We start from the raw sequence: 25,266 nt of genomic DNA, 5'->3' as shown, positions 1-25,266 counted from the left end.
GTTAGTGTTTAATTAACTTCTCTTTGTGTTTAATTACCTGACGATCTAATTTGTCGATCAGGGCGTCAATTGCAACATACATATCAGCGTTCTGTGATACCGCAAAAACTTCACCTCCTTTGAGGTGTAATTTTGCCTCTGCAATTTGTTGCAGCTTTTGAACATTGAGCACAACGTGAACATTATTGATCTGTTCGAAGTGTCGTTCAAGCTTTGAAAACTTAGTTTGTACATACTCACGTAAAGATTGAGTAATTTCCACATGGTGCCCAGTCAGGTTAATTTGCATATATCATCCTCCAATAACAAAGGCTTATAGGCTTTTGCGTTGGTTTGAGGGAGGGATGAGCATTGCTTCACGATATTTGGCGATCGTACGCCGAGCAACATTGATCCCTTGTTCTGCCAATAGCGTCGCCATTTTACTATCGCTAAGTGGCTTTTGCTGGTTTTCTGCCGCAACAAGCTTTTTAATAAATGCGCGAATTGCAGTAGAAGAACATTCTCCGCCATCATCAGTACTCACATGGCTTGAAAAGAAATATTTTAGTTCAAAAAGTCCCCTAGGGGTGTGCATATACTTTTGTGTCGTGACACGCGAAATGGTTGATTCATGCATTTCAACGGCTTCAGCAATGTCATTAAGTACCATTGGCTTCATTGCTTCTTCGCCAAACTCAAAAAAGCCTTGTTGAAATTGCACAATACAATTAGCCACTTTTAATAGTGTCTCATTACGGCTTTCAATACTTTTGATAAACCATTTTGCCTCTTGTAAATGGCCGCGAATAAACTGGCTGTCTGACTGATTAGCAGAGCCTTTCGCCATGGCTGCATATTGCTGATTCACACCAATTTTTGGCATGTTATCTGGATTTAATTCAACGACCCAACGGCCACTCTTTTTAAACACTGTCACATCAGGAATGACATATTCATCTTTAATAGGAGTGATCTGTAACCCTGGACGTGGGTTAAGCGTTTGAATAAATTGAATCGCTTCGCGTAAATCATCTTCTTTAAGCTTGGTTTTACGCATTAATAATCTAAAGTCACGGCCTGCAATTAAGTCTAGGTGTTCTGCAATCAGTAGCTTAACGTTATCGATACAAGGTATTTCATTAGGGTATTGGCCAAGCTGAATCATCAAGCATTCGCTTAAATCTCTTGCTGCAACGCCTACAGGATCAAAATGCTGTACTCGTTTGAGTACAGCTTCAACTTCATCGAGTTCAATATCTTCTAGGCCTAAAGCTTGCAATATGTCTTCAGTTGTTTGGGTTAAGTAACCACGTTCATCAACGGCATCGATAATCGCCGTAGCAATTACCAGATCGTTTTCAGAAAAAGGGGTGAGATTTTTTTGCCACTCTAAATGCTCATATAAGCCTTCTGTGGTTTCACCCTGAAAAGGCATATCGTCATCACGAGCCACTGCGCCAGAACCTGAACTTGGGGATGCTGTGTAAACTTCATCCCATGTGGTATCCATTGGTAATTCGTCAGGCATGGATTCTTTGGTTAACGATTCAGTGGTGTCTACGGTTGAGGTGTCTTTTTCAACAGTCACTTGGCTGTTATCACTAAAATCAGTATCGGTTTGCTGGGCGTTTTCTTTTACTGGTTCTTTTGCTTTAGCAAACTCATCTTCGAGCTCAAGGAGTGGATTTGAGTCAAGTGCTTGTTGAATTTCTTGCTGTAGCTCCAATGAGGAAAGTTGCAATAAGCGAATGGCTTGTTGCAACTGTGGGGTCATAGTCAGGTGTTGACCCATTTTAAGTTGGAGTGAGGCTTTCATTTACCGCTTATCCCTAATTGAGTTTCATCATCGCGACTAACAATTGTGTGGGTCTAGCACCTTTTTAAACTGCTTCTAGGCTTAAGCTGAACCTTGGCTTAAGTTCAGTCTAGAACATTGCACTAAAAAGTGGGACTGATACTGGTCGCGACATGCCATATTGTGCACTAAAGAATGCTAACTATAGCTTGAATTGCTCACCTAAGTATACTGACCTGACTTGCTGATTGTCTAAGATTTCAGCAGGCGTGCCTTCTGCAATTAAATCACCGTGGCTAACAATATACGCGCGCTCACATACATCAAGCGTTTCACGAACATTATGGTCGGTAATGAGTACTCCAAGTCCACGATTTTTTAATTGTTGAATAATTTTCTTGATATCTATCACAGAGATAGGGTCGACACCAGCAAAAGGCTCATCTAGCAGAATGAACTTAGGATTTGCCGCTAATGCGCGTGCGATTTCAACACGTCGACGTTCACCACCCGATAATGCCATACCTTGGCTATCGCGAATGTGAGTAATATTAAACTCTTCTAATAAGTGCTCTAACTCTTCGATGCGCTGCTCAGTCGTTAAACTCTTGCGGGTTTGCAACACCGCCATAATATTATCGTGTACGGTTAACTTGCGAAAAATACTGGCTTCTTGTGGTAAATAGCCAATACCTTTGCGTGCACGCAGGTGCATTGGATCTGCCGTGAGATCATCTGAATCAATTAATATGCGGCCTTTATCACTTTTAACTAAGCCAACGACCATATAAAAGGTGGTGGTTTTACCTGCACCATTTGGCCCTAATAGCCCAACAATTTGACCTGTTTTAACGGTAAGACTGACATTTTTGACCACTTGGCGACTTTTGTAGCTTTTAGCCAAGTTTTCAGCTGTTAAGGTAATTTGGGTCATTATTGAGTTTGCTCTAGCGCTGGTGTTTCAGGTAATGCATCTGAAGCTGGTTGCTCATCACTTGATGCAGGTTTAGCTATTGCAGGTGTTTCAGCTTCAGTTGCTGCTGCCGAATCTAAACCATTTTCAGTGTTTTCGATAACGGCATCAAATTGATTTTCAATTAACTTCTCAACTGTTTCTTCAGGTGCTTGCTCTGTGACTTCTTCTGTTGAAACAGCCTCAGATGAGGCGCTATCTGGTTGCTCTGAAGTGTCTTTCGATTCATTTAAATCAGGATAGTTTTCAGGCTGGAAAATTGTGATGACTCGGTCTTTTCCGTCGCCAGTACTTTCAGCGATCAATTGCTGTTTTTCAATATTATAACTGATGAGGTTACCGGTAACTTGGCTACCTGCTTGATCAAGTTTAGCGTTACCTTTTAAGGTTAAAATACTGCTGGCTAGCTCATATCTGATTTCATTGGCACTGGCTGTACCAATACGACCATCATCTAACTCTTGCGAGAATGTAGCCGGATTACCGGTGGCAACCATGGTTTTTTGACCGCCAGACTCTTCACTAAATGCGCGCAATTCATCTGCATTAATGTTAATCGTGCCTTGGGTGACGTTAACAGGGCCAAAGAAAATAACTTGGTTATTTTTAATGTCTGCTTTTTGGCTCACAGCTGCGACTTTTAGCTCTTGTTGTAGATCGCCTTCTTTAGCGTTAACGCCAGTCATTCCAATTAGGCTTATTCCAACTAGGCTCAACTTTACAAAATGTTGTAGTGAGACAGTAAGGTTATTACTTTGCTTCATACGTTCCTTCTACTTGACTTAAAAGCTCTAATTCTTCGGCATTTAAATCAGCGTAAAGGCCTAAGCCTTGTATATTAAAATCTTGACCTGTGACATATATTTGTCTGTCAGACGTCATGATCATAGTGTTCAAATCGAGAGCCAACATAGTGGTTGTCAAAGATTGTACTGGTTCATTGATGTTTATTGCATCAATAATAACATTATTTTGTAGCACTACTTTGCCAGTTTCTTTATTAAGCTTGCCTAAATCAGCAGTTAATTGCCACTCAGCTTCACCATTTTCTGGATAGACAAGATAAACAGGTTCAGTGAACAAGGTTTCATTTGTTTGCTGAAAATGTTCCATGTGTTTTGCTGATACACGACTTTGGACTAAGCCTTGCTCGTTAAATTCAGTACTACGTAAGTCATTAGCTATAAACTCAGGACGAGCAGGATCAGGCAGCTTTGATGCTTCCATCTGGCTGCGCTTGACTTGGACTTGCCAATATAAAATCAGTGCAGCGCCAAAGAAGGCTAAAATGGCCAATGTGGTGCGGCTCATATACTCATTCCATGGGCCGATTCAAATTTGTCTTGGCTAACCAATAGCAGATCAGTTAATTCGCGTAGTGCCCCATTGCCGCCATTTATACTAGTAATCATTTGGCAGTGACGTTTTACAAAAGGGTGACCGTCTGCAACACAAACCGCAAGACCCACTTCTTTCATGACGGGTAAGTCGACCATGTCATCACCGATATAGGCGACTTCATCAGGTTTGACATTATAAATGCTCAGCAAGTCTTTAAACGGGGTAAGTTTATCATCCACGCCTTGATAGATATGGCTGACGCCAAGAGCTGTCATTCTATTTTCTACAATGGCAGATTTACGGCCTGTGATCACAGCGACTTGAATACCGCTGGTTAAAATTGAGCGGACGCCATAACCATCTCGAGTATGAAATGCTTTGAGTTCTTCACCTGCATTACTTAAGTAGATGCGGCCATCGGAAAAAACGCCGTCAACATCACAGATAAGCAGTTTGATTTTTTTAGCGCGCTGCCAAATGTCATCACTGACAGGGCCATATAAGCCTTGATGAACTTGTGTTTCAGACATATTAAATGACTCCTGCTTTAACCATATCGAGCATGTTTAATGCGCCAACAGGCTGTTGATTGTTATCAACCACGATTAAGCCGTTAATGCTTTTTTCATCCATAATTTGCAATGCTTGTGCAGCCAAAATATCGGCACTGATGGTAATACAGTTTGGTGTCATGACATCGGCAATGGCTGTGGTACGTAAATTCTTTTCTGCATCAATCACGCGGCGTAAATCTCCGTCAGTAAATATACCCACAAGTTGACCGCCATCATCAGTCACTGCAGTCATGCCTAAACCTTTATTTGAAATTTCATATAAGGACTCAGTGATACAGACACTGCTGTTAACTATAGGTACATCAGCACCTTGATGCATAACATCTGACACTTTTAACAGTAATTTACGGCCTAAAGAGCCGCCTGGGTGAGATAAAGCGAAATCATCACGGGTAAAGCCCCTTGCTTGAAGCAAAGCGACAGCTAGTGCATCGCCCATGACCAATGTTGCCGTTGTGCTTGAAGTGGGGGCGAGTCCTAACGGACAAGCCTCTTCTGGTACTTCAATACAAAGATGCAATTTCGATAAGCGCGCCATATTCGAGTCAGGCTTCCCTGTAACCGCGATAACCGGTACGCCCATTCTTTGAATTACTGGTAGCAAAGTGAGAATTTCGCTTGATTCACCAGAATTTGAAATTGCTAAGACGATATCATTTTTAGCCAAAGCCCCTAAATCGCCATGGCTTGCTTCACCTGGGTGAACAAAAAACGCTGGTGTGCCTGTACTGGCGAGAGTGGCTGAAATCTTGTTACCAATATGGCCCGATTTTCCCATACCCATGACAATGACTTTGCCTTTACATTGCAAAATAAGTTCACAAGCTTGGCCAAACTCATCGGAATCAACATATTGATAGAGGTTATCTAATGCCGTTTTCTCGATATCAATGACCTGGCGGCCCCATTGGCGCAATTGTTTCTGATCTATCATAGGTCTCTCGCTCTGTTCTAACACTAATGAAACATTAGCATTAGTGAGATAAAAGTCTTTATGCCCCGTTATTGAGATTGAAATAAGACAATCTGGTACGCAATAAAGACGACTAATAAAATGACGCCATGCCAGCGAGTTAGCTGCTTTTTGGCGCCACTGGATAAAACGAGTACTGCTAATGCGGTACTGGTACCCAGCACCATATAAAAATCTCGGCTACTTGCTTGCGCATCAATCTCACCTGGAGCGATGAGCCCAGGAATAGCCAATACTGCTAAAATATTAAATAAGTTCGATCCGACAATGTTACCAATGGCGAGATCGTCTTCTTTCTTCAACACCCCAGCAATACATGCAGCAAGCTCAGGTAAACTGGTACCCACTGCAATAATGGTCAATCCGATGACTAAGTCGGAAAGCCCGAATGTCTTGGCAATGCCTACAGCACCAGTCACCATCCAATCGGCAGAAAGCGGCAGTAGGATCATGCCCACAATGATCCAGATAATAGCATGTAATGTGGGTACATTTTTAGGGATCTCTGCATCAGATTCGTCAGATAACGGATCTATTTGCTTATTTCTCATGGCTTGCCAAATGAAATAGCCCATTAATCCAAAAAATGCGACTAATAAAACACCGCCTTCAAAACGAGTTAGCATGCCGTCATGGATGAGGTAACCGGCTAAAACAGTTGCTGCTAGCATTAGCGGTATTTCTCTTTTGAGTGTTTGAGAACTCACTGAAATAGCACCAAGTAGGGCGGTAATACCAAGAATTAAGGTGATGTTAGCAACGTTTGAGCCCAGCACATTACCTACGGCTGTATTGCTCATGCCTTCCATTGATGCAGTGGCTGCGACAAACATTTCGGGTGCTGAACTTCCCATTGCAACAATGGTTAAACCAATCAGCATTGGCGGCAGTCCAAGGTTACGAGCGAAAGCGGCTGCGCCATATACGAAGCGATCTGCGCTCCAAACTAATACGCCTAGGCCAGCGATTAGCATCAAGATATTAAAAAGCATGTTTGTCCAAAAAAAGTGTTGATAGCTATATTTGTGCAGAATTTTAACAAAAATATGAGCAGATGCGATAATTGTTGTGGATTGTAACTCATGGTGATTGATTTGTTGTAGGTTCTTACACAATTTCGTACAATTCAGATCTACATCTTGCGGGCCAGGAAGGCTATTATTTCCTCTATGTCAGATTCAAGTTCATTACAAAATACATCCCCTTTGGTTGAAATTCGTCATATGAAATTCAATCGTGGTTCACGTGTCATCTTTGATGATATTTGTTTGAACATTCCTAAGGGAAAAGTTACCGCAATTATGGGCCCCAGCGGCATCGGTAAAACGACGCTCCTTAAATTAATTGGTGGTCAATTAACCCCAGACAGCGGTGAAGTATTATTCAGTGGTGAAAATATTCACCAACTCAAACGTCAGCAATTATTTGAGCTGCGTAAACGCATGAGCATGCTATTTCAAAGTGGTGCCTTATTCACCGACATGAATGTATTTGATAATGTGGCTTTTGCATTACGTGAGCATTCTGGTTTACCTGAAAGCATTATTCGTAAAGTGGTGATGATAAAGTTGCAAGCGGTGGGATTACGAGGCGCAGCTCAGATGAACCCTAATGAGTTATCGGGCGGTATGCAAAGGCGAGCAGCGTTAGCGAGAGCGATTGCCTTAGAGCCTGAAATGATCCTTTATGATGAGCCATTTGCTGGGCAAGATCCTATTTCAATGGGGATGCTGGTGAAATTAATCGGTGAGCTATCCAGTACCTTAAAACTCACTTCTGTCGTTGTTTCCCACGATGTTGACGCTGTTCTGAGCATTGCTGATTACGTGTACGTGATTGCTGAAAAGAAAGTGATTGCCTCAGGGACTCCCGACGAGCTTAGAGCATCAAATAACCCTCAAATTGAACAGTTTATTAATGGCCGACCAGACGGGCCTGTGCCTTTTCATTTCCCCGCTGAAGATTACCAACAGGAGATGCTAAATGGGCGTAGTTAGTCGTGTAGCGGACTTAGGCCGAGTTGCATTGGATGTTTTAGCAGGGCTAGGCCGTGCAGGCTTAATGCTTTGGGGCGCGATTATCAATGTGCCTAATATCAGTAAAGGTTTGCCATTAGTGGTTAAGCAAATTTATGTGCTTGGTGTGCGCTCAATGGTGATAATCATCGTATCAGGCTTATTTATTGGTATGGTTTTGGCGCTTCAAGGTTATACCGTTTTAGCTGATTTTGGCACTGTTGAAAGTTTAGGCCCGATGGTTGCGCTGAGTTTACTGCGTGAACTTGGCCCTGTCGTGACGGCATTATTATTTGCGGGACGTGCAGGTTCAGCATTAACCGCAGAAATAGGCTTAATGAAATCCACTGAGCAATTATCTAGCTTAGAGATGATGGCTATCGATCCATTAAGGCAAGTGATTGCGCCGCGTTTTTGGGCAGGGGTGATAAGTGTACCTTTATTAACAATGATGTTCTGCCTCGTTGGTATTTTAGGTGGTCATCTTGTTGGGGTTGAATGGAAAGGCATCGATAGCGGGTCTTTTTGGTCAATACTGCAAGCATCTATCGAATGGCGCCAAGATATTGTGAATTGTTTGATTAAAAGTGCTCTATTTGGCGTGGTAGTAACTTGGATTGCTTTGTACCGCGGGTATGAGGTCACGCCAAACCCAGAAGGGATAAGTAAGGCAACCACTTCGACAGTGGTGCAAGCAAGTTTAGCGGTACTCGCACTCGACTTTTTGCTTACAGCAATCATGTTTGGTCAGTAACAAATTTCGCATTCATTAATTAAGTGGTTGAAGCATATGTTGACAAGGAAAGTAGAATTATTCGTTGGGCTCTTTTTACTAACAGGGTTGTTGGCATTTTGTGTATTGGTGTTTAACGTTGCCAATGTGGAACTAAAGTCGAGTAAAGAGACCTATACTTTAAGAGCTGAGTTTAACAATATCGGCGGTTTAAAGGTGCGTTCACCTGTGAAGGTTGGCGGTGTTGTCGTTGGCCGAGTCTCGAAAATTACACTGGATAATAAGAAGCTGGTGCCCGTAGTTACCTTAACCATGGATAAAGAGTTTAATCAGTTCCCTGAAACGAGTAGCTTATCAATTTTAACGTCAGGGTTATTAGGTGAGCAATTTTTAGGGCTGACCCCAGGCTTTATGGACGATGACATAGAAATGTTAGCAGATGGGGATAGAGTGCATGACACTCGCTCTGCATTGATTTTAGAGGATTTAATTGGGCAGTTATTATATAGCGTTTCTTCAAAGGACAATTAGGAGAGAAGTATGAGCCAAGTCTTTAAACGTATTTTGCAAACTATGGTGTTGTTAGTTGGCAGTGCTGTGAGTCTCACAATGTCAGCGAGTGAAGTGACAAGTGAAGTTATAGATACTCATGATCCTTTTAAGTTAGTCCAGCAAGTATCGAATAAAACCTTTGATCGCTTTAATACTGATAAAGCGTTAATTGATGCTGATTTAAGTCATTTAAAGGTGATTGTGCGTGAAGAATTAATGCCATATGTCGATTACAAATATGCTGCTTATAAAGTCATGGGGCAGTATTTACGCGACACGACACCAGAACAACGTGAGCGTTTTGTCGAAGCGTTTGAAGGTTACTTGGTGGCGACTTACGCTCAAGCCTTTACCGAGTATACAGGTCAAAAAGTACAGTTTTCCCCTGCGAGTGATTTTGCCGATGAGAAATTCGTCGATGTAAATGTGCAAATTATTGAAGATGGCCGCCCACCGATTAAAGTGATGTTTAAAGCAAGACGCCTTAAAGATGATAGTTGGAAGGCATTTGATTTAGTCGCTGAAGGGGTGAGTCTACTTGCGTCAAAACAGTCTGAAATTTCAAACTTAATTCGCCAGAAAGGGGTGGATTCCGTAATTGAAATGCTAAAAGATCGCACCCAACAAGAAATCAATTACAAACAGGATAAGGAAAATGCTGCGTGATTGAGTTTTTACAACAAGGTGACACTTGTGAAATTAAAGGGCAATTAAGGCAAACAGAGGTCATTGATTTATGGCCAAAACGACAACAGTTGTTTACTGATAGCACGCAAGTGTTAGACTTGTCTGCTTTAGAGTATGCCGACAGCGCAGGCGTCGCATTTTTACTTGAGCTGATATGCTTAGGTAATTGCAGTAAAAGCACTACTCAGCCAAGAACATTGGCAAATCCGAGTCAACATCTAAAAAAACTCATTGAGTTATATGATTTAGAATCCTTTTTTCTAGAAAACTAGCATTGAATTTAAGGTAGCAAATTCCATGGATTGCAAAGTAATCGAACAAATTTTATCAGACGCACTCACTGTAGATGAAGTTCATGTCACGTCTGACGGTAGTCATTTTAAGGTCGTTGCCGTAGGCGAATGCTTTGATGGCATGAGTAAAGTAAAGCAACAACAGACGATTTACGCACCATTGAATGAATTCATAGCCAGTGGTGAGTTGCATGCGCTGACCATCAAAACTTTTACGCCGACACAGTGGAAGCGTGAAAAACTATTTAATATGTAATTTCAGAGAGTCAGTGTGGATAAACTAACAATTCAAGCCAGTCAGCCGCTTTCTGGAAATGTGACCATTTCTGGGGCGAAAAATGCCGCTTTGCCGATTTTGTTTGCAAGTGTGCTAGCAGAGACTGACTTTATCGTTTCTAACGTACCGAGTCTTCGAGACGTCAATACAACGTGTAAGTTATTGCGTTGTTTAGGCGCAGAAGTGAAAGAGTTAGGCGACAGCAAGTACTGTATTTCAACTCAAAACCTAAATGAGTTTTGTGCTCCTTACGATCTCGTTAAAACCATGCGAGCGTCTATTTTAATTTTAGGCCCATTACTCGCAAGGTTTGGTACTGCAGATGTATCATTACCTGGTGGTTGTGCCATTGGTGCCCGCCCTGTAAACCTTCACTTGCAAGGCTTAGAGCAAATGGGCGCTAAGATTGAAGTGAAAGAAGGTTACATCAAAGCGCGTGTTGATGGCCGTCTTAAGGGCGCGCATATCTTTATGGATATGGTCAGCGTCGGCGCGACTGAAAACTTACTTATGGCCGCCACACTTGCAGATGGTGAAACAATCATCGAAAACGCTGCGCGTGAACCTGAAATTAATGATTTAGCCCATTGCTTAATTAGCATGGGGGCCAAAATATCTGGTGTAGGCACTGCAACACTAAAAATTGAAGGTGTTGAACGCTTGTCTGGCTGTGAGCATCGAGTGATGCCAGATCGAATCGAAACCGGTTCGTTTTTGGTTGCAGCAGCAGTAACGCGCGGAAGTATTCGTTGTGTTGATGCTGACCCTTCATCACTTGAAGCTGTACTTGCCAAACTTGAAGATGCAGGTGCGAAAATTACCACAGGTGATGATTGGATCGAGCTTGATATGCAGGGTAAACGTCCTGTCGCTGTTAATATTAAAACAGCGCCATATCCTGCATTTCCAACCGATATGCAAGCTCAGTTTTGTGTACTTAATGCATTAGCTGAAGGCACCAGTCATGTGACTGAAACGATTTTTGAAAATCGTTTTATGCATGTACCTGAGCTAAGTCGTATGGGCGCCGAGATGGAACTTGAAGGTAATACTTGCATCATTAAAGGTATAGAGCGCATGAATGGTGCTCAAGTGATGGCGACGGATTTACGTGCATCAGCAAGTTTAGTGATTGCGGGCTTAATGGCTGATGGTGTCACAACTGTCGATCGGATTTATCATTTAGATCGCGGCTATGAACATATCGAAGATAAATTTGCAGGCTTAGGCGGCAAAGTGGTTCGCGTTAGCTAAGCTAATATCTGTATTGATAACTAAAGCCGCTTTTTGAGCGGCTTTTTTATGTCTTAATATTTAGTCATCATGAATTTGGAGTGATTAAAAAGCCTGCATAAGCAGGCTTTATTTGAGGATAAACCAGTTTAAATTAACTATCAGTAGGGAGCTTCTCTCCAATAACAACGGGTAGTTCTAGTGGTTTGCCTTCACGAATAATAGTGATATTCACTTGATTACCTGGTGTGGTTTCAGCAATTCTATCCATTAACATTTCAACGCCTGGTACGCTTTCTTCTTCGTATTGAATAATCACATCACGAGGACGCAGCGTTGCTTTTGATGCTGGGCCATTTGGATCAACACCTGTGACTAATACGCCTTTAAGGTCGGGTAAGTTGAGAATTTGCGCCATTACAGGACTCAAAGGTTCGCCTGAAATACCCAGTGCACCACGGATCACGCGGCCGTTAGTAATCAATTTCCCCATAATGCTATGGGCAAGCTTTATAGGAATAGCAAAGTTAATCCCGTGACCACCACCTTCAGCCCCAATTTGGAAAGCAGCAGTATTAATACCAATAAGCTCACCTCCGGTATCAATTAACGCGCCGCCAGAGTTACCAGCGTTAATTGCTGCGTCAGTTTGTAAAAAGTCGAGATAACCAGAGCTTAAGCCATTGCGACCTGTGGCACTGATGATGCCTTGTGTGATGGTTTGACCTAAATTATATGGATTACCAATGGCTAAAACCACATCACCCACTTGTGCGGGGTTATTAAGATTAATAGGCACAATAGGCACATTGTCGCCATCAATTTCAATTTTAAGGACCGCTAAATCAGTGATTTGATCTGAACCCACAACTTCAGACGTAAACTTACGACCATCTTGCAGCGCGATAACAATCTCATCGGCTTTTTTGATCACGTGGTAGTTAGTTAAAATGTAGCCTTCTTTGCTCATGATCACTCCGGAGCCAAGGCCTTGGAGTGAGCTTGAGTTCAGTGGACTATTTTGATCTAAACTTAAGCTGTATATGTTTACAACTGCTGGAGCAGCTCTACGTACAGCGCTAGCAAATGACAATTCATTATGATGTTGAGTCGTCGTTAAGCCGTTATTGAAGCTATTGTTGTTAGTAATGGAATTAACAAATAAGAATACAGCAGCCATGACCAAACCAAATACCACAGCCTTGCTTAAGTAAAGAATAGTGTCTTTGAAGTTCATTGGTCGACTACATATAGGAAAGATGAGCAAATATTATCATGACTAAAAAAATTAAGCATCGTAGCGACAAACTACAATGCTTAATTTATGTTTGATAATAAGATTTAATTTAAGGCTTTATCTCAGTACTAAGTACATTAATTTGTTATCGCGGAGCACCTTTAACGCAACAGCACCTTGTGGATTCTTTAGCTCTTCTTTTAACGCGTTCAGGTTTTTGACCTTACTGCGATTTAAGCCGACAATTAAGTCTCCTTCTTGAAGGCCATTTCGTGCTGCTGGAGAGCCCTGTGCAATACTCGTAATTTCGATACCTTTACGGCTATTACTCAGTTCTGCCCCTTCTAACATTGGGTGGAGGGCATTATCGGCAGAACCTGAACTCGAGGTTGATTCACCTAGAACTACGTTCGCGGTTTCTTCATCGCCATCACGAATAATGCCAATTTCAACTTTTGCACCAGCGCCCATCGTGGCTACTTTGGCTCTAAGCTCTTGGAAATTTTTAATCTTTTTACCATTAACGCTAACAATAATGTCGCCAGCTTCTATGCCTGCTTTATCAGCGGCGCTATCAGGCATGACTTCACTGATAAACCCGCCATGTTGGGTTTCAAGGCCAAACGCTTTTGCCAGCTCGTTATCTAAATCGCGCCCCGTGACACCAAGTACGCCACGCTTCACTTCACCATGTTCAATAATTTGATTAATGAGGTTGTTCACCATATTGGCGGGAATTGCAAAACCAATCCCGACGTTACCGCCACTTGGTGCAACGATTGCTGTATTGATACCGATAAGCTCACCATTTAAATTAACGAGTGCGCCGCCAGAATTACCGCTGTTAATCGCGGCGTCGGTTTGAATAAAGTTCTCAAGCATTTCAATGCCAAGGCCACTACGTCCTAGAGCACTAACAATCCCTGAAGTTACGGTTTGTCCAAGGCCAAATGGGTTACCAATAGCCACAGCAAAGTCACCCACTCGAATATCATCTGAGTTAGTCTGTTTAATTGCCGTTAGGTTTTTTGCTTCAATTTGCAGTAGCGCAATATCAGATTCTGGATCAGCGCCTATTAATTTAGCATCAATTTCTCGTCCATCATGTAGGCCAATTTTGATTTCATCCGCGCCGTTAATGACGTGGTTATTGGTGACGATATAGCCTTCTTTGGCATCAATAATAACCCCTGAACCTAAGCCTCTGAATGGTCGCTCTTGGACTTGCTCTTGCGGCGCATTAGGGCCAAAGAAATACTTAAATACATCTGGGATTTGTTGTTTCGATGTTTGGGTACCACTTACCGCAACCGATACAACAGCAGGTGTTGTTCTTTCAAGCATGGGCGCTAGGCTTGGTAATGCTTGACCATCAACAGTTTGGGGAATTGCCGCTTGTGATAAGGCCGGCATTAAAGATAGCGAGGCTGATAAAATTGCTGCTGAGAGTAAAGTTAATTTTGGTTTCATTAATTATTGCTCCTTGAAAAATTAAATCATGGCTCGGTAAAAGTTTACAGTTATCGCCTTTGATCAAATTTAATCTGATAATCGTACATGGTATATATAACCTCGGAGTCTATGCTGTTTCAATAAGTTCAGCCTATATTAACAAAGGTTAATTTTTTGTAGTTATAAACGTTACCTCAATTGTAGCTGCATGCTATGATTGTTTCGAATTTTCAGCAGTATAAGAGAGTCGTACTTGTGTCGCAGTTAAGCCCTTGGCAGCATTACCAGCAAGATTTAACCCGTGATGGTTTTTCTCACGATATAGCACAAGAGCAAGCGGTAAAATCGCTACAACGGGTTTATGAAGAAGTCATTGCAGCCGATGTCCAACCTTCAGGTATTGGCAAGTTGTTTAGTGCGATAGGATTGAAAAAATCTGACTCATCGATTCAAGGACTGTATTTATGGGGTGGAGTAGGGCGCGGTAAAACCTACTTGATGGATACCTTTTATGATGCACTGCCTACAGATAAAAAATTGCGTGCACATTTCCATCGTTTTATGCACCAGCTGCATCATGATCTCGGTGAAATGGAAGGGGTACAAGATCCGCTCATTAGCATTGCTAAGAAAATGGCGCAGCAATATAAGATAATCTGCTTTGATGAATTTTTTGTCTCAGACATTACCGACGCGATGTTACTGGGCACCTTATTCCAATATCTCTTCAAAGAAGGTGTTGCCTTAGTGGCGACCTCTAATATCATTCCTGACGACTTATATAAGAACGGGTTACAACGCGCACGCTTCTTACCTGCAATTAAACTGATTAATGAGCATTGTGAAATATTAAATGTCGATTCGGGAATTGATTACCGTTTACGTACTCTTGAACAAGCAGAGATTTATCATTTCCCCTTAGATCAGCAAGCGGATACCAATTTAATCACTTACTTTGGTCAACTCGCGCCAGAATCAGAAGTGCTTACAGGTTCTATTGAAATTGAAGGCCGTGAGATTGCTATTCGCCAACAATCTCAAGGTGTCTTATTAGCTAACTTTAGAGACTTATGTGATGGTCCTCGTTCGCAACGTGACTATATGGAAGTGGCGAGGCTGTATCACACTGTTTTAGTGAGTGGCCTCGAGCAAATGGGGTCTTCAACCACAGGTGACGATATCGCGAGGCGCTTTTTGGCCATGGTCGATGAATTTTACGAACGTAATGTAAAACTGATTATTTCTGCAGAAGTTTCATTAGAAGATATCTATACCGATGGCTTATTGAGCTTTGAGTTTAGGCGCTGCCGTTCAAGACTGATTGAAATGCAGTCTCATGACTATTTAACTTTAGAGCATCTTCCTTAAATAGGGCATATATCAAATTGCTGTTTAGGTTTACTTATATAGGTAACTTATTCGCTAGCTATATTTGAGTTGATAGGGTTGAGTGTTTATTGAACGACTCATGTCGATGAGATAGTGAATATTCAGCATAAAATCCAGAAATCACCTTCATAGGTGATTTTTTTATAATTATGAAAAAATTAGATGATTTTTAACTCAAGTTTGTCTATAATCCGCCACCTGCCCTCGTTACTCCACCGAATTTGGGTGGAAGATTTAAACCAATTTCAGCTCGAAGGGGCTTTGAAATGGTCATTGTGTTGATTGCATGTGCAGTCAGCATTGAGACAGAATTTTAATCATTGGGTTTTTGTAAAATGAAGACTACATTTACTGCTACACCAGAAACAGTCACACGTGACTGGTTCGTCGTTGATGCTGAAGGTAAAACTTTAGGTCGTATCGCTACTGAAATTGCTACTCGTTTACGCGGTAAGCATAAGCCAGAGTATACTCCTCATGTTGACACTGGTGACTACATCATCGTTATTAACGCTGAGAAAGTTACAGTGACTGGTAACAAAGCTAAAGGCAAAGTTTACTACTCACATTCAGGTTTCATCGGTGGTATCAAGCAGATTACTTTTGAAAAGCTGCAAGATCATAAGCCTGAGATGATTATCGAGAAAGCAGTTAAGGGTATGTTACCAAAAGGTCCTTTGGGCCGCGCTATGTTCCGTAAACTTAAAGTTTACTCTGGCGCTGAACATAACCACGCTGCACAACAACCACAAGTTCTTGATATCTAATCCGGGAGTAAGCTAATGTCTGCAACTCAGTACTACGGCACTGGCCGTCGTAAAACATCAACTGCTCGCGTATTCGCTAAAGCAGGTAGTGGTCAAATCGTTGTTAACCAACGTCCACTAGATGTATATTTTGGTCGTGAAACTGCTCGTATGGTTGTTCGTCAACCACTTGAGCTAGTTGAAATGACAGATAAACTTGACATCTATGTAACTGTTAAAGGCGGTGGAACCACTGGCCAAGCAGGTGCAATTCGTCACGGTATTACTCGTGCATTGCTTCAGTTAGACGAAGCTCTACGTCCTTCTTTACGCGGCGCTGGTTTCGTTACCCGTGATGCTCGTAAAGTTGAGCGTAAGAAGGTTGGTCTACGTAAAGCACGTCGTAAGCCACAATTCTCAAAACGTTAATTCGTTTTTGGAATTCAAAAAGCCCAGCTATATGCTGGGTTTTTTATTGCCTTTTTTTTATCAAATACAGCTATGATACAAAATGATAATGGTGTTTCATTTATTTGATGCTGCCACTGTTCTGTTGTTGAGTTAATAATAAATTGTGGGATGAATGATGGATTTTCAAGTGTGGATGTTTGCGATTGGTTTAGTTTTGGTTTTAGAAGGGATTGGACCGTTACTATTTCCACAGCAATGGAAAAAATATTTAGCTGAGATTTCGAGCCAAAACAAGAATGTTCTCAGGAGGTTAGGTGGATCATTGGTGTCTGCTGGCATAGTACTATTAATAATTTTCGCATAAAATACTTGCAATACACCCCCAGAAATCTGTTAAAATTCGCCTTTATACCGCAACCTTGCAGCAGACGATGGGCAAAAACGTAGTAGTACTCGGCACTCAATGGGGTGACGAAGGAAAAGGTAAGATTGTCGACCTTCTAACAGAACAGGCAAAATATGTAGTTCGTTACCAAGGCGGCCACAATGCTGGTCATACTCTTGTTATCGACGGCGATAAAACAGTACTTCATTTGATTCCGTCAGGGATCTTACGCGACAATGTGAAATGCATTATCGGTAATGGTGTAGTGCTCGCTCCCGATGCTTTGATGAAAGAGATCAACATGCTTAAAGAGCGTGGTGTTCCTGTCGAAGAGCGTCTTCTTATTTCAGAAGCATGTCCACTAATTCTACCTTTCCATTGTGCTCTTGATGTGGCTCGCGAAAAAGCGCGCGGCAATCAAGCTATCGGTACAACGGGTCGTGGTATTGGTCCAGCTTATGAAGATAAAATTTCTCGTCGTGGTCTTCGCGTAGGTGATTTGTTCAATGCTGAACTTTTCGCTGTTAAGCTAAAAGAAGTGATGAAATATCACAACTTCATGCTAACCGAATACTATGATTGTGAAGCTGTTGACTATCAAACAACGCTAGATGATGCATTAGCTATCGCTGATTATCTGAAAAGCATGTGTACTGATGTGACTGAATTACTAGATACTGCCCGTAAAGCGGGTGAGCCAATCTTGTTTGAAGGCGCACAAGGTACATTACTTGATATCGACCATGGTACATACCCATATGTGACTTCATCAAACACTACAGCAGGTGGCGTAGCTACTGGTTCTGGTTTTGGTCCTCGTCACTTAGATTATGTATTAGGTATCATGAAAGCTTACACCACTCGTGTAGGTGCTGGTCCATTCCCAACAGAGCTTGAGAATGAGATTGGTGACTACTTAGGCCATAAAGGTCAAGAGTTCGGTGCTACAACTGGTCGTAAACGTCGTCCAGGTTGGTTAGATGCTGTGGCAATGCGCCGTGCAGTTCAAATCAACAGTGTAAGCGGCTTCTGTCTAACCAAACTTGACGTTCTAGATGGCCTAGAAGAAGTTAAGATTTGTGTTGGTTACCAGTATCCAGATGGAACTGTTGAAACAGTGACTCCTTTAGCTGCTGAAGGTTACGAGCAGGTAACACCTGTTTTCGAAACTATGCCTGGCTGGAGCGAAACCACTTTCGGTGCGACATCAATTGAGCAACTGCCACAAGCAGCACTTAATTATATTGCGCGTATCGAAGAGTTACTTGAAGCGCCAGTTGATATCGTATCAACGGGTCCTGACAGAAACGAAACAATCGTATTAGTTAATCCATTTAACTAACACATTGAAGGCCGCTAATTAGCGGCCTTTTTATTGTGTAGTTGACCTAGTTTTATTGATTGAAAATTTACATCGAACATTCACTGTTATCCTCCAGTTACCTTCGTCATTTTCTCCTATCTAATACAAGCGATTCAGTTTTCTATTGTGTTGAATAATTGCGGTTTGTGCAGTTAATACTCAAGAATTGAGCTATAATGCCGATGCATTGAGTAACTAAAGTGTCATTGAGAATCGTTATGCTGCGTTTAAGTTTATTGTTGTTGTGTTTTATTCCATATATTACCGTTGCCGAAATGGCTTCAGTGGATATTTATAATGATGAGCAATTACTTAAATTGATCCGAACGAATCAATATTTACAGCAAGTTAAAGCCGATGATTGCCAGCTAGTACAAGACATCGAAGCGAGAGCCGAAGTGCTAAAGCAGCCCATGTATCAATTTTTGTGGGGTGAGATGCTTAATCATGGTGTTTGTGTGCCGCAGCATGCATCCAGAGGCATGAAACAATTACAAATTGCTGCAGAGCAAGGTAGCGCAGAGGCGATGCTAAAACTGGCCGAGTATTACTATCACGGTAAAATGGTAGTCAAAGATAAAAATCGTGCAGTGCAGTATGTGATGCCTGCTGCTGCTAATGGCGATGTGCCAGCACGATTAATGTTAGTTCGCCTTTTTGGCGAAGGTTATGGTAGCCCTGTAGATTACAAGTTAGGTTACCATTGGTTATATAACAGCGTATTTAATGATGAAGCGACACAGAAAAAAGCGTCTTCATTATTGCAGACATTAGCCGCTAAGATGCCCGCGAGTATAGTCGCGCGAGCACAGCAGCCGCAGCTGCACTAAACGCTAATACTCCAACATTGGAGTAAATTATTTGGAAATTGAATGATCAACGATCCTCATTTTGAGAGAGAGCAAGACAAGTACGAAAACCCAATCCCTAGCCGTGAATACATCTTAGAGTATTTACGCGCCCAGAAATCACCTGTGACTAGAGAGCACATTGCCGCAGCATTAAACATGGTCGATGAAGATCATCTTGAAGCGTTAAGAAGACGTTTGCGTGCAATGGAGCGTGATGGACAACTAGTGTACACCCGCGGACATAGCTATGGTTTACCTGAAAAGATGGATTTACTTTCAGGCAGCGTGATTGGTCACCGAGATGGATTTGGATTTTTTAAATCTGATGAAGGCGGAGATGACTTATTTATTAATAACCGCGATATGCAGATGTATTTTCACGGCGATAAAGTCCTAGCACAAAAAGCGGGCTCAGATCGTCGTGGACGTCGTGAAGCACGTATTGTACGTCTAGTTCAGCAACGAGCAGCACCATTAGTAGGCCGCTATCACGTTGATGCTGGCATGGCATTTGTGATTGCTGATGATAGACGTATTACCCAAGAAATCTTAATTGCTAAAGAAGACAGCAATGGCGCTCGCGCAGGCGACGTGGTTGTAGTTGAGTTAACCCGCAGACCTGGCCGCTTTGTTAAAGCCGCTGCGAAAGTCACTGAAGTACTTGGTAAAACGATGGCCCCCGGTATGGAAATTGAAATTGCTCTGCGCAATTATGATTTACCCCATAAATGGTCATCAGTGATTGAGAAAAAACTCAAGCGCATTCCTGATGAAGTACCAGAGTCTGATAAGCAAGGTCGAGTCGATTTACGTCACTTACCTTTAGTGACGATTGATGGTGAAGATGCCCGTGATTTTGATGATGCAGTTTATGCTGAGACAAAACCTAGTGGTGGCTGGCGTTTATGGGTAGCGATTGCAGATGTGAGTCATTATGTACGCACTGATTCTGCATTAGATGAAGAGGCGCGTGCCCGTGGTAACTCGGTGTACTTCCCATCGCAAGTTATTCCAATGTTGCCAGAGAAAATTTCCAACGGCTTATGTTCGCTTAATCCGCATGTTGACCGTTTATGTATGGTCGCAGAAATGACAATTTCAGCGGCGGGTAAGTTATCTGGCTATAAGTTTTATCCTGCAGTGATGCATTCACATGCTAGATTTACTTATACCCAAGTGGCAGCAATGCTCGAAGGCGGCGAAATCGCGCCTGAGCATGAAGCACTATTCCCGCATCTTCAATGTTTACAGTCTCTGTATTTAACTTTGAACGAGCGTAGAGCTGAACGCGGTGCAATTGCATTTGAAACCGTTGAAACCCAGTTCATCTTTAATGAACAACGTAAAATTGAAGCGATTGTGCCCCGTGGACGTAATCAAGCTCATAAGATTATTGAAGAGTGCATGATCCTCGCAAACGTCGCTTCTGCTAAGTTTGTGAAGAAACATAAAGGTGAAGTGCTATATCGTGTCCATGAAGCGCCATCTGAAACTAAGCTAGCAAACTTTAAAGAGTTTTTAGCTGAACGCGGATTATCAATGAATGGCGGTGATGAACCTACACCATCTGATTATCAAGATGTGATGTTGAAAATTGCTGATAGACCGGATGCAGAACTGATTCAAATCATGTTACTGCGTTCAATGCGCCAAGCGGTATATAGCCCTGATGATGATGGTCACTTTGGGTTAGCATTAACCGAATACTCGCATTTCACTTCGCCAATTCGACGCTATCCAGATCTGGTGTTGCACCGTGTGATCCGCTATTTATTAGCTGCACAAGATGGCAATGTTAAGGATAAATGGACTCCTGAAGGGGGTTATCATTATGACCTTGAAGAGTTGGATAAGTTAGGCGAAGAATGTTCAACGACTGAACGCCGTGCAGATGAAGCGACGCGTGATGTAGCTGATTGGCTTAAATGCGAATACATGCAAGATCATGTTGGTGATGATTTTGAAGCCGTTATCGCTTCAGTAACAAGCTTTGGTTTATTTGTGAGGCTGAAAGATCTCTACATCGATGGCTTGGTGCATATTTCAAGTTTAGTCAGTGATTACTACCAATTTGATCCAATGCGTCAACGTTTGATTGGTGAAAACACCAAGAACGTATATCAAGTGGGCGATGAAGTGAATGTAAAAGTGGCCGCAGTTAACTTGGATGATCGTCAAATAGACCTTATCATGCTTGGCGATCATGGGAAGAGCCGTAAAAAAGCTAATCGTAAACCGTTAACAGCACGTGAACGCGCTAACCTTGAAGGCGCTAAAGCTGGGGCTGGAAAATCTGGTTCAAGCAAGTCAGGAGCGGGTAAAGATAGTTCTGATGCTAAAGATGAGAAAAGTGGGGCAAAACGTAGTTCAAGTACTAAAAAGCCACGTTATAAATCTAGCGCTAAGAAAAAAAGTGCAGGAAAATCATCTAAAAAACCAGTAAACAGTTCAGCTACAACAGCTGCAAAAAAACCATCTAAAGCAAAGCGTAAGAGAAAATAAGTAAATGAAAAAACAAGATATCATTTTTGGCATACATGCTGTTGAAGCTTTGCTACGAAATGCACCAGAGCGTGTGATTGAATTATGGGTAGTACAGGGACGCGAAGATGAACGTGTTCTGCCATTAATTAACACTGCAAACCAATATGGTGTGTCAGTGCAGCGCTCTGGACGTAAGGTACTTGACGACAAATCAGCAAGTAGCCAACATCAAGGTATTGTCGCACGAGTGAAACCAGCCAAAATACTCACTGAAAATGATTTAGATGCCTTGCTTGAAAAAACAGAGCAGCCATTTCTACTTATTCTTGATGGTGTTACCGACCCTCATAACCTTGGTGCATGTTTGCGAAATGCGGATGCTACAGGGGTTCAAGGTATTATTGTACCAAAGGATAATTCAGTTGGTTTAACTGCAACCGTGAGTAAAGTGGCATGTGGCGCAGCTGAAACTGTTCCTTTGTTTCAAGTGACTAACCTTGCCCGCACTATGCGCCATATTCAGCAAAAAGGTGTGTGGATTATTGGTGCTGCAGGTGAAGCAGATTGTGAATTGTACCAAGCCGACTTAAAAGGTCCACTTGCTATCGCAATGGGCGCTGAAGATAAAGGCTTGCGCCGCCTAACACGTGAAAGCTGTGATTCAATCGTATCTATCCCAATGGCGGGTAGTGTTTCAAGTTTAAATGTATCTGTTGCAACGGGTATTTGTTTATTTGAAGCGGTGCGCCAGCGTAAAGGCTAACCTTGCTAAGATAAATTATCAGCATTAAAAAACGGGCTTATGCCCGTTTTTATTTGCTTTGAATTTGAATGCTACTGGAAAGTATAAAGCAGGTTAAACGTGGTAATGGTATCGGTTTTAAAACTGTCTTCAGGAACAACGGCGGTGTACTTAACATTAACGCCAATTTTAAATGCCCAATCCTGTAAAAAAGTATTTTTATAACTTAAATCTAAAGTCAGGGTATTGTTGTCTTCACCGACTTCTGAGGTGAGATCGGCATTTAAACTGGTATATTCCTGTAGCTTGACCGAATACTTTGCTGCAGTACGTAAAATGATGTCTTGGTTGGCTTCTGGATTTAAATCGGAATCGGTGGCTTTAGGCAAATCATAACGATAACCAGGTCCCACTTCTAAACTGAGTTTGGTTTGGTAATTGGAAATAATATCGAAACCGTAACCTGCAGATATCGTTGACAGTTTGGTATAACTACCAAAATCATCCCAAGTGAATTCCCCGCGTCCGAATACATAACCGCTATCCAGTTTATAACTAGATTGCGCGTAAAGATCATATTTTTCAGCTGTCGTCGATTCATCATCAGCTGCATAGTAGGCTTTTAAGGTTAATTCTTGTCGGGCTTTTTCAGTGTCGTAATTTAAGTAAGTACGGCCATTGAAGTTTTGCGACTGGTTGTTACCGGTGTTTAGTTGCATTCCCGCTTCAATTTCAGCGTTAAAGTCACTTGGTGGCTCTTTGTAATCTGGTGGTACTAATGCCCATGCAGAAGATGAGGCGAGCAAAGTAGAAGTAAAAATGATGACTTTATTCATTACGCTTATCTATGGGTTGTTATGAGGAACGCCTGGAATACGGATGAAGCGTCATAATACCTGTATTCGTGTAGGCTGCAAAGCAATCCGTTACTTAAACACTGTCTTGAAGGGTTAAGTTATTCATTTTTATATCGTATTTATGTGTTGTTAAGTTAAAAGACAGTCTCACTTTTAGTAGAGACTAAACGAATAGACTTGATGGCAAAGTATTACTTGAGTTTGCTGTTGTGTTTATGTACTATGTCGCGCTCAAATCAGTCATTTAATTTCGTTCCTTGCCTCCAACTTGGTCTGACTGAGCCACACGTGAGGCTAATTAACCGTAAGGAGCAATAAATGCGTCATTATGAAATCGTATTTATGGTTCACCCAGATCAAAGTGAACAAGTCCCAGGTATGATCGAGCGTTACAGCAGTGTAATTACTGATGCTAACGGTACTATCAGCCGTCTAGAAGATTGGGGTCGTCGTCAATTGGCTTACCCAATTCAAGACCTACATAAAGCTCACTATGTTCTTATGAACGTAGAAGCAACTGCAGAGTCTATCGAAGAGTTAGAAACAGCTTTCCGTTTCAATGACGCTGTTCTGCGTAACATGGTAATGCGCACTAAAACTGCTGTTACTGAAGCTTCTCCAATGGCTAAAGCAAAAGATGAGCGTGATTCACGTCGTGCTCCTACTGCTGCACCAGCTGCTGAAAAAGAAGTTGAAGCAAGCGCTGAAGAATCTGCTGAATAATTAATCTGTGGTTAATCACTTAGTATTGTCAGGAACGATAACTCGTTCTAAGCGGTTTGATAGCCCAAGCGGGATTCCACATAAGGTAATCACGTTAGAGCACAAAGCGCAGCGGTATGAAGGCCAGATGTTGAGAAACGTTTATTGCCTCATCCAAGTCATATTAAGTGGACAACGTTTTAATAGCGTTACAGAAGAATTAAAAGCAGGCGTGCAGGTCCAAGTTGAAGGGTTTATCTCTATGCAGCAAGGACGAAATGGCCAAAATAAATTGGTTATGCACGCCGAAAATGTCGAATTGAAAACTTAGGAGACTGTCAACATGGCACGTTATTTCCGTCGTCGCAAGTTCTGTCGTTTCACCTCTGAAGGTGTTGCAGAAATTGATTACAAAGATATCGTTACTTTAAAAAACTACGTAACAGAAAGCGGTAAGATTGTTCCTAGCCGTATCACTGGTACTAGTGCTAAATATCAACGCCAACTAGCTCGCGCGATTAAGCGTGCTCGTTATCTTTCTCTACTGCCTTACACTGATTTACATCAGTAATCGCAGTATTAATCAGAGGAATTAGATAATGAACGTTATTCTGCTTGATAAAATCGCTAACCTTGGAAACCTAGGTGACCAAGTTTCAGTTAAAGCCGGTTACGCACGTAACTTCCTTTTGCCACAAGGCAAAGCTGTTGTTGCTAATGACGAAAACGTTAAAGTTTTCGAAGCACGTCGCGCTGAATTAGAAGCTAAATTAGCTGCTGAATTAGGTGTTTGTGCTGCACGAGCTGAAAAGCTTGCTGCATTAGAAGCAGTTGTTATCGCTTCTAAAGCTGGTGACGAAGGTAAACTATTCGGTTCAGTTGGTACTCGCGACATCGCTGATGCAGTTACTGCTGCTGGCGTTGAGCTTGCTAAAGCTGAAGTACGTCTACCTCTAGGTGCTTTACGCACTTTAGGTGACTTCGAAGTTGAAGTTCAGCTTCACACTGAAGTTAAAGCTGTTGTTAAAGTTTCTGTTGTTGCAGAAGACTAATAGCAATTTGCTTTAAAGAAAACACCGCCAATTGGCGGTGTTTTTTTATGTCTGGAATATGTAAATTGCAATGAGATGGGCTGCATACTTTGACTTGAAATAATGCAATAAAAGTAATTTGGACGAAAGTAACCTGGACTTACTCTGGCAAAAAGTTCAGGCAAAA

At 42.0% G+C, this 25,266-nt stretch carries 29 protein-coding genes and 1 pseudogene; 19 read left to right on the top strand and 11 right to left on the bottom strand.

The genetic code is table 11. The features are described from left to right. Position 1 precedes the first annotated feature (1 nt). From hpf to BCU84_RS10375, 8 genes and pseudogenes are all read right to left on the bottom strand, one after another. Positions 2 to 289, bottom strand: a complete 288-nt coding sequence (gene hpf / locus BCU84_RS10410; RefSeq protein WP_102528030.1) for a ribosome hibernation promoting factor — start codon at positions 287 to 289, stop codon at positions 2 to 4. A 24-nt stretch (positions 290 to 313) separates the two neighbouring features. After that, complete coding sequence (locus tag BCU84_RS10405; protein WP_102528029.1) at positions 314 to 1,798, bottom strand: RNA polymerase factor sigma-54; 1,485 nt, start codon at positions 1,796 to 1,798, stop codon at positions 314 to 316. Between the two features lie 181 nt (positions 1,799 to 1,979). Further along, positions 1,980 to 2,711 carry an LPS export ABC transporter ATP-binding protein gene (gene lptB / locus BCU84_RS10400; RefSeq protein WP_102528028.1) on the bottom strand — a complete coding sequence of 244 codons (732 nt, stop codon included), beginning with the start codon at positions 2,709 to 2,711 and terminating at the stop codon, positions 1,980 to 1,982. 272 nt (positions 2,712 to 2,983) lie between these two features. After that, positions 2,984 to 3,514 (bottom strand): annotated as a pseudogene (gene lptA / locus BCU84_RS10395) (lipopolysaccharide transport periplasmic protein LptA); the annotation flags it as partial. Further along, positions 3,501 to 4,061, bottom strand: a complete 561-nt coding sequence (gene lptC / locus BCU84_RS10390) for an LPS export ABC transporter periplasmic protein LptC (protein WP_102528026.1) — start codon at positions 4,059 to 4,061, stop codon at positions 3,501 to 3,503. The pseudogene lptA and the gene lptC, both read right to left, overlap by 14 nt. Continuing rightward, positions 4,058 to 4,621: a 3-deoxy-manno-octulosonate-8-phosphatase KdsC gene (gene kdsC, locus BCU84_RS10385; RefSeq protein WP_102528025.1), complete on the bottom strand. Its 564-nt coding sequence runs from the start codon at positions 4,619 to 4,621 to the stop codon at positions 4,058 to 4,060. The genes lptC and kdsC overlap by 4 nt, the downstream gene beginning before the upstream one ends. Position 4,622: 1 nt before the next feature. After that, positions 4,623 to 5,600, bottom strand: a complete 978-nt coding sequence (locus BCU84_RS10380; RefSeq protein ID WP_102528024.1) for a KpsF/GutQ family sugar-phosphate isomerase — start codon at positions 5,598 to 5,600, stop codon at positions 4,623 to 4,625. 68 nt (positions 5,601 to 5,668) lie between these two features. Further along, the gene (locus tag BCU84_RS10375; RefSeq protein WP_102528023.1) at positions 5,669 to 6,631 is read right to left on the bottom strand and encodes a calcium/sodium antiporter; all 963 of its coding nucleotides are present in this window, start codon (positions 6,629 to 6,631) and stop codon (positions 5,669 to 5,671) included. Positions 6,632 to 6,808: 177 nt separating this feature from the next. Between BCU84_RS10375 and mlaF the strand changes: the two genes are divergently transcribed. The 7 genes from mlaF to murA are packed head-to-tail and all read left to right on the top strand — an operon-like array spanning position 6,809 to position 11,450. Then, positions 6,809 to 7,636 carry a phospholipid ABC transporter ATP-binding protein MlaF gene (gene mlaF, locus BCU84_RS10370; protein WP_102528022.1) on the top strand — a complete coding sequence of 276 codons (828 nt, stop codon included), beginning with the start codon at positions 6,809 to 6,811 and terminating at the stop codon, positions 7,634 to 7,636. Further along, entirely contained in the window at positions 7,623 to 8,408 is a 786-nt protein-coding gene (gene mlaE, locus BCU84_RS10365) for a lipid asymmetry maintenance ABC transporter permease subunit MlaE (protein ID WP_102528021.1), read from the top strand. Before mlaF ends, mlaE begins: the two co-directional genes overlap by 14 nt. 36 nt (positions 8,409 to 8,444) lie before the next feature. Next, the gene (mlaD, locus tag BCU84_RS10360; protein ID WP_102528020.1) at positions 8,445 to 8,918 is read left to right on the top strand and encodes an outer membrane lipid asymmetry maintenance protein MlaD; all 474 of its coding nucleotides are present in this window, start codon (positions 8,445 to 8,447) and stop codon (positions 8,916 to 8,918) included. Positions 8,919 to 8,927: 9 nt separating this feature from the next. Continuing rightward, positions 8,928 to 9,605 carry an ABC transporter substrate-binding protein gene (locus BCU84_RS10355; RefSeq protein ID WP_102528019.1) on the top strand — a complete coding sequence of 226 codons (678 nt, stop codon included), beginning with the start codon at positions 8,928 to 8,930 and terminating at the stop codon, positions 9,603 to 9,605. After that, entirely contained in the window at positions 9,602 to 9,898 is a 297-nt protein-coding gene (locus BCU84_RS10350; protein WP_102528018.1) for an STAS domain-containing protein, read from the top strand. Before BCU84_RS10355 ends, BCU84_RS10350 begins: the two co-directional genes overlap by 4 nt. Positions 9,899 to 9,923: 25 nt before the next feature. Then, the gene (locus BCU84_RS10345; protein WP_102528017.1) at positions 9,924 to 10,175 is read left to right on the top strand and encodes a BolA family protein; all 252 of its coding nucleotides are present in this window, start codon (positions 9,924 to 9,926) and stop codon (positions 10,173 to 10,175) included. Between the two features lie 15 nt (positions 10,176 to 10,190). Continuing rightward, positions 10,191 to 11,450 carry a UDP-N-acetylglucosamine 1-carboxyvinyltransferase gene (murA, locus tag BCU84_RS10340; protein ID WP_102528016.1) on the top strand — a complete coding sequence of 420 codons (1,260 nt, stop codon included), beginning with the start codon at positions 10,191 to 10,193 and terminating at the stop codon, positions 11,448 to 11,450. 133 nt (positions 11,451 to 11,583) lie between these two features. Here murA and degS read toward each other — a convergent pair whose 3' ends face one another. Beyond that, positions 11,584 to 12,666: an outer membrane-stress sensor serine endopeptidase DegS gene (gene degS, locus BCU84_RS10335; protein WP_102528015.1), complete on the bottom strand. Its 1,083-nt coding sequence runs from the start codon at positions 12,664 to 12,666 to the stop codon at positions 11,584 to 11,586. Positions 12,667 to 12,783: 117 nt separating this feature from the next. Beyond that, on the bottom strand, positions 12,784 to 14,136 hold the full coding sequence (locus BCU84_RS10330) for a DegQ family serine endoprotease (RefSeq protein WP_102528014.1): 1,353 nt from the start codon (positions 14,134 to 14,136) through the stop codon (positions 12,784 to 12,786). 237 nt (positions 14,137 to 14,373) lie between these two features. Here BCU84_RS10330 and zapE point away from each other — a divergent pair, with 237 nt between their 5' ends. The 8 genes from zapE (at position 14,374) to rlmB (ending at position 22,510) form a co-directional block, all read left to right on the top strand. After that, complete coding sequence (gene zapE, locus BCU84_RS10325; RefSeq protein WP_102528013.1) at positions 14,374 to 15,486, top strand: cell division protein ZapE; 1,113 nt, start codon at positions 14,374 to 14,376, stop codon at positions 15,484 to 15,486. A 356-nt stretch (positions 15,487 to 15,842) separates the two neighbouring features. Continuing rightward, entirely contained in the window at positions 15,843 to 16,274 is a 432-nt protein-coding gene (rplM, locus tag BCU84_RS10320; protein ID WP_102528012.1) for a 50S ribosomal protein L13, read from the top strand. A 15-nt stretch (positions 16,275 to 16,289) separates the two neighbouring features. Then, complete coding sequence (rpsI, locus tag BCU84_RS10315; RefSeq protein ID WP_102528011.1) at positions 16,290 to 16,682, top strand: 30S ribosomal protein S9; 393 nt, start codon at positions 16,290 to 16,292, stop codon at positions 16,680 to 16,682. 157 nt (positions 16,683 to 16,839) lie between these two features. Continuing rightward, positions 16,840 to 17,028 (top strand): DUF2065 family protein, encoded by a 189-nt coding sequence (locus BCU84_RS10310; protein WP_102528010.1) that lies wholly within the window; start codon positions 16,840 to 16,842, stop codon positions 17,026 to 17,028. 67 nt (positions 17,029 to 17,095) lie between these two features. Continuing rightward, entirely contained in the window at positions 17,096 to 18,391 is a 1,296-nt protein-coding gene (locus tag BCU84_RS10305; RefSeq protein WP_102528009.1) for an adenylosuccinate synthase, read from the top strand. A gap of 239 nt (positions 18,392 to 18,630) precedes the next feature. Next, complete coding sequence (locus BCU84_RS10300; RefSeq protein ID WP_102528008.1) at positions 18,631 to 19,242, top strand: sel1 repeat family protein; 612 nt, start codon at positions 18,631 to 18,633, stop codon at positions 19,240 to 19,242. 42 nt (positions 19,243 to 19,284) lie between these two features. Further along, positions 19,285 to 21,765: a ribonuclease R gene (gene rnr, locus BCU84_RS10295; RefSeq protein WP_102528007.1), complete on the top strand. Its 2,481-nt coding sequence runs from the start codon at positions 19,285 to 19,287 to the stop codon at positions 21,763 to 21,765. Between the two features lie 4 nt (positions 21,766 to 21,769). Further along, entirely contained in the window at positions 21,770 to 22,510 is a 741-nt protein-coding gene (gene rlmB, locus BCU84_RS10290) for a 23S rRNA (guanosine(2251)-2'-O)-methyltransferase RlmB (RefSeq protein WP_102528006.1), read from the top strand. A gap of 71 nt (positions 22,511 to 22,581) precedes the next feature. On the opposite strand, the gene BCU84_RS10285 is transcribed toward rlmB, so the two are convergent. Next, positions 22,582 to 23,325, bottom strand: coding sequence for a DUF481 domain-containing protein (locus BCU84_RS10285; protein WP_102528005.1), 744 nt, complete (start codon positions 23,323 to 23,325; stop codon positions 22,582 to 22,584). Positions 23,326 to 23,664: 339 nt separating this feature from the next. Here BCU84_RS10285 and rpsF point away from each other — a divergent pair, with 339 nt between their 5' ends. The 4 genes from rpsF to rplI are packed head-to-tail and all read left to right on the top strand — an operon-like array spanning position 23,665 to position 25,100. Beyond that, entirely contained in the window at positions 23,665 to 24,069 is a 405-nt protein-coding gene (gene rpsF / locus BCU84_RS10280; protein WP_055023456.1) for a 30S ribosomal protein S6, read from the top strand. A 7-nt stretch (positions 24,070 to 24,076) separates the two neighbouring features. Further along, positions 24,077 to 24,379, top strand: coding sequence for a primosomal replication protein N (gene priB, locus BCU84_RS10275; protein WP_102528004.1), 303 nt, complete (start codon positions 24,077 to 24,079; stop codon positions 24,377 to 24,379). 12 nt (positions 24,380 to 24,391) lie between these two features. Continuing rightward, entirely contained in the window at positions 24,392 to 24,619 is a 228-nt protein-coding gene (gene rpsR, locus BCU84_RS10270) for a 30S ribosomal protein S18 (RefSeq protein ID WP_055023454.1), read from the top strand. A 28-nt stretch (positions 24,620 to 24,647) separates the two neighbouring features. After that, a complete protein-coding gene (gene rplI / locus BCU84_RS10265; protein ID WP_102528003.1) occupies positions 24,648 to 25,100 on the top strand; it encodes a 50S ribosomal protein L9 in 453 nt (150 codons plus the stop codon). Positions 25,101 to 25,266: the final 166 nt, after the last annotated feature.

Source organism: Shewanella sp. 10N.286.51.B7 (genome assembly GCF_002873615.1).
In the GTDB taxonomy this organism is placed as follows: Bacteria; Pseudomonadota; Gammaproteobacteria; order Enterobacterales; family Shewanellaceae; genus Shewanella; species Shewanella electrodiphila.
Note: the sequence above shows the minus strand (reverse complement) of the source record. Positions and strands in the feature narration are given on the sequence as shown.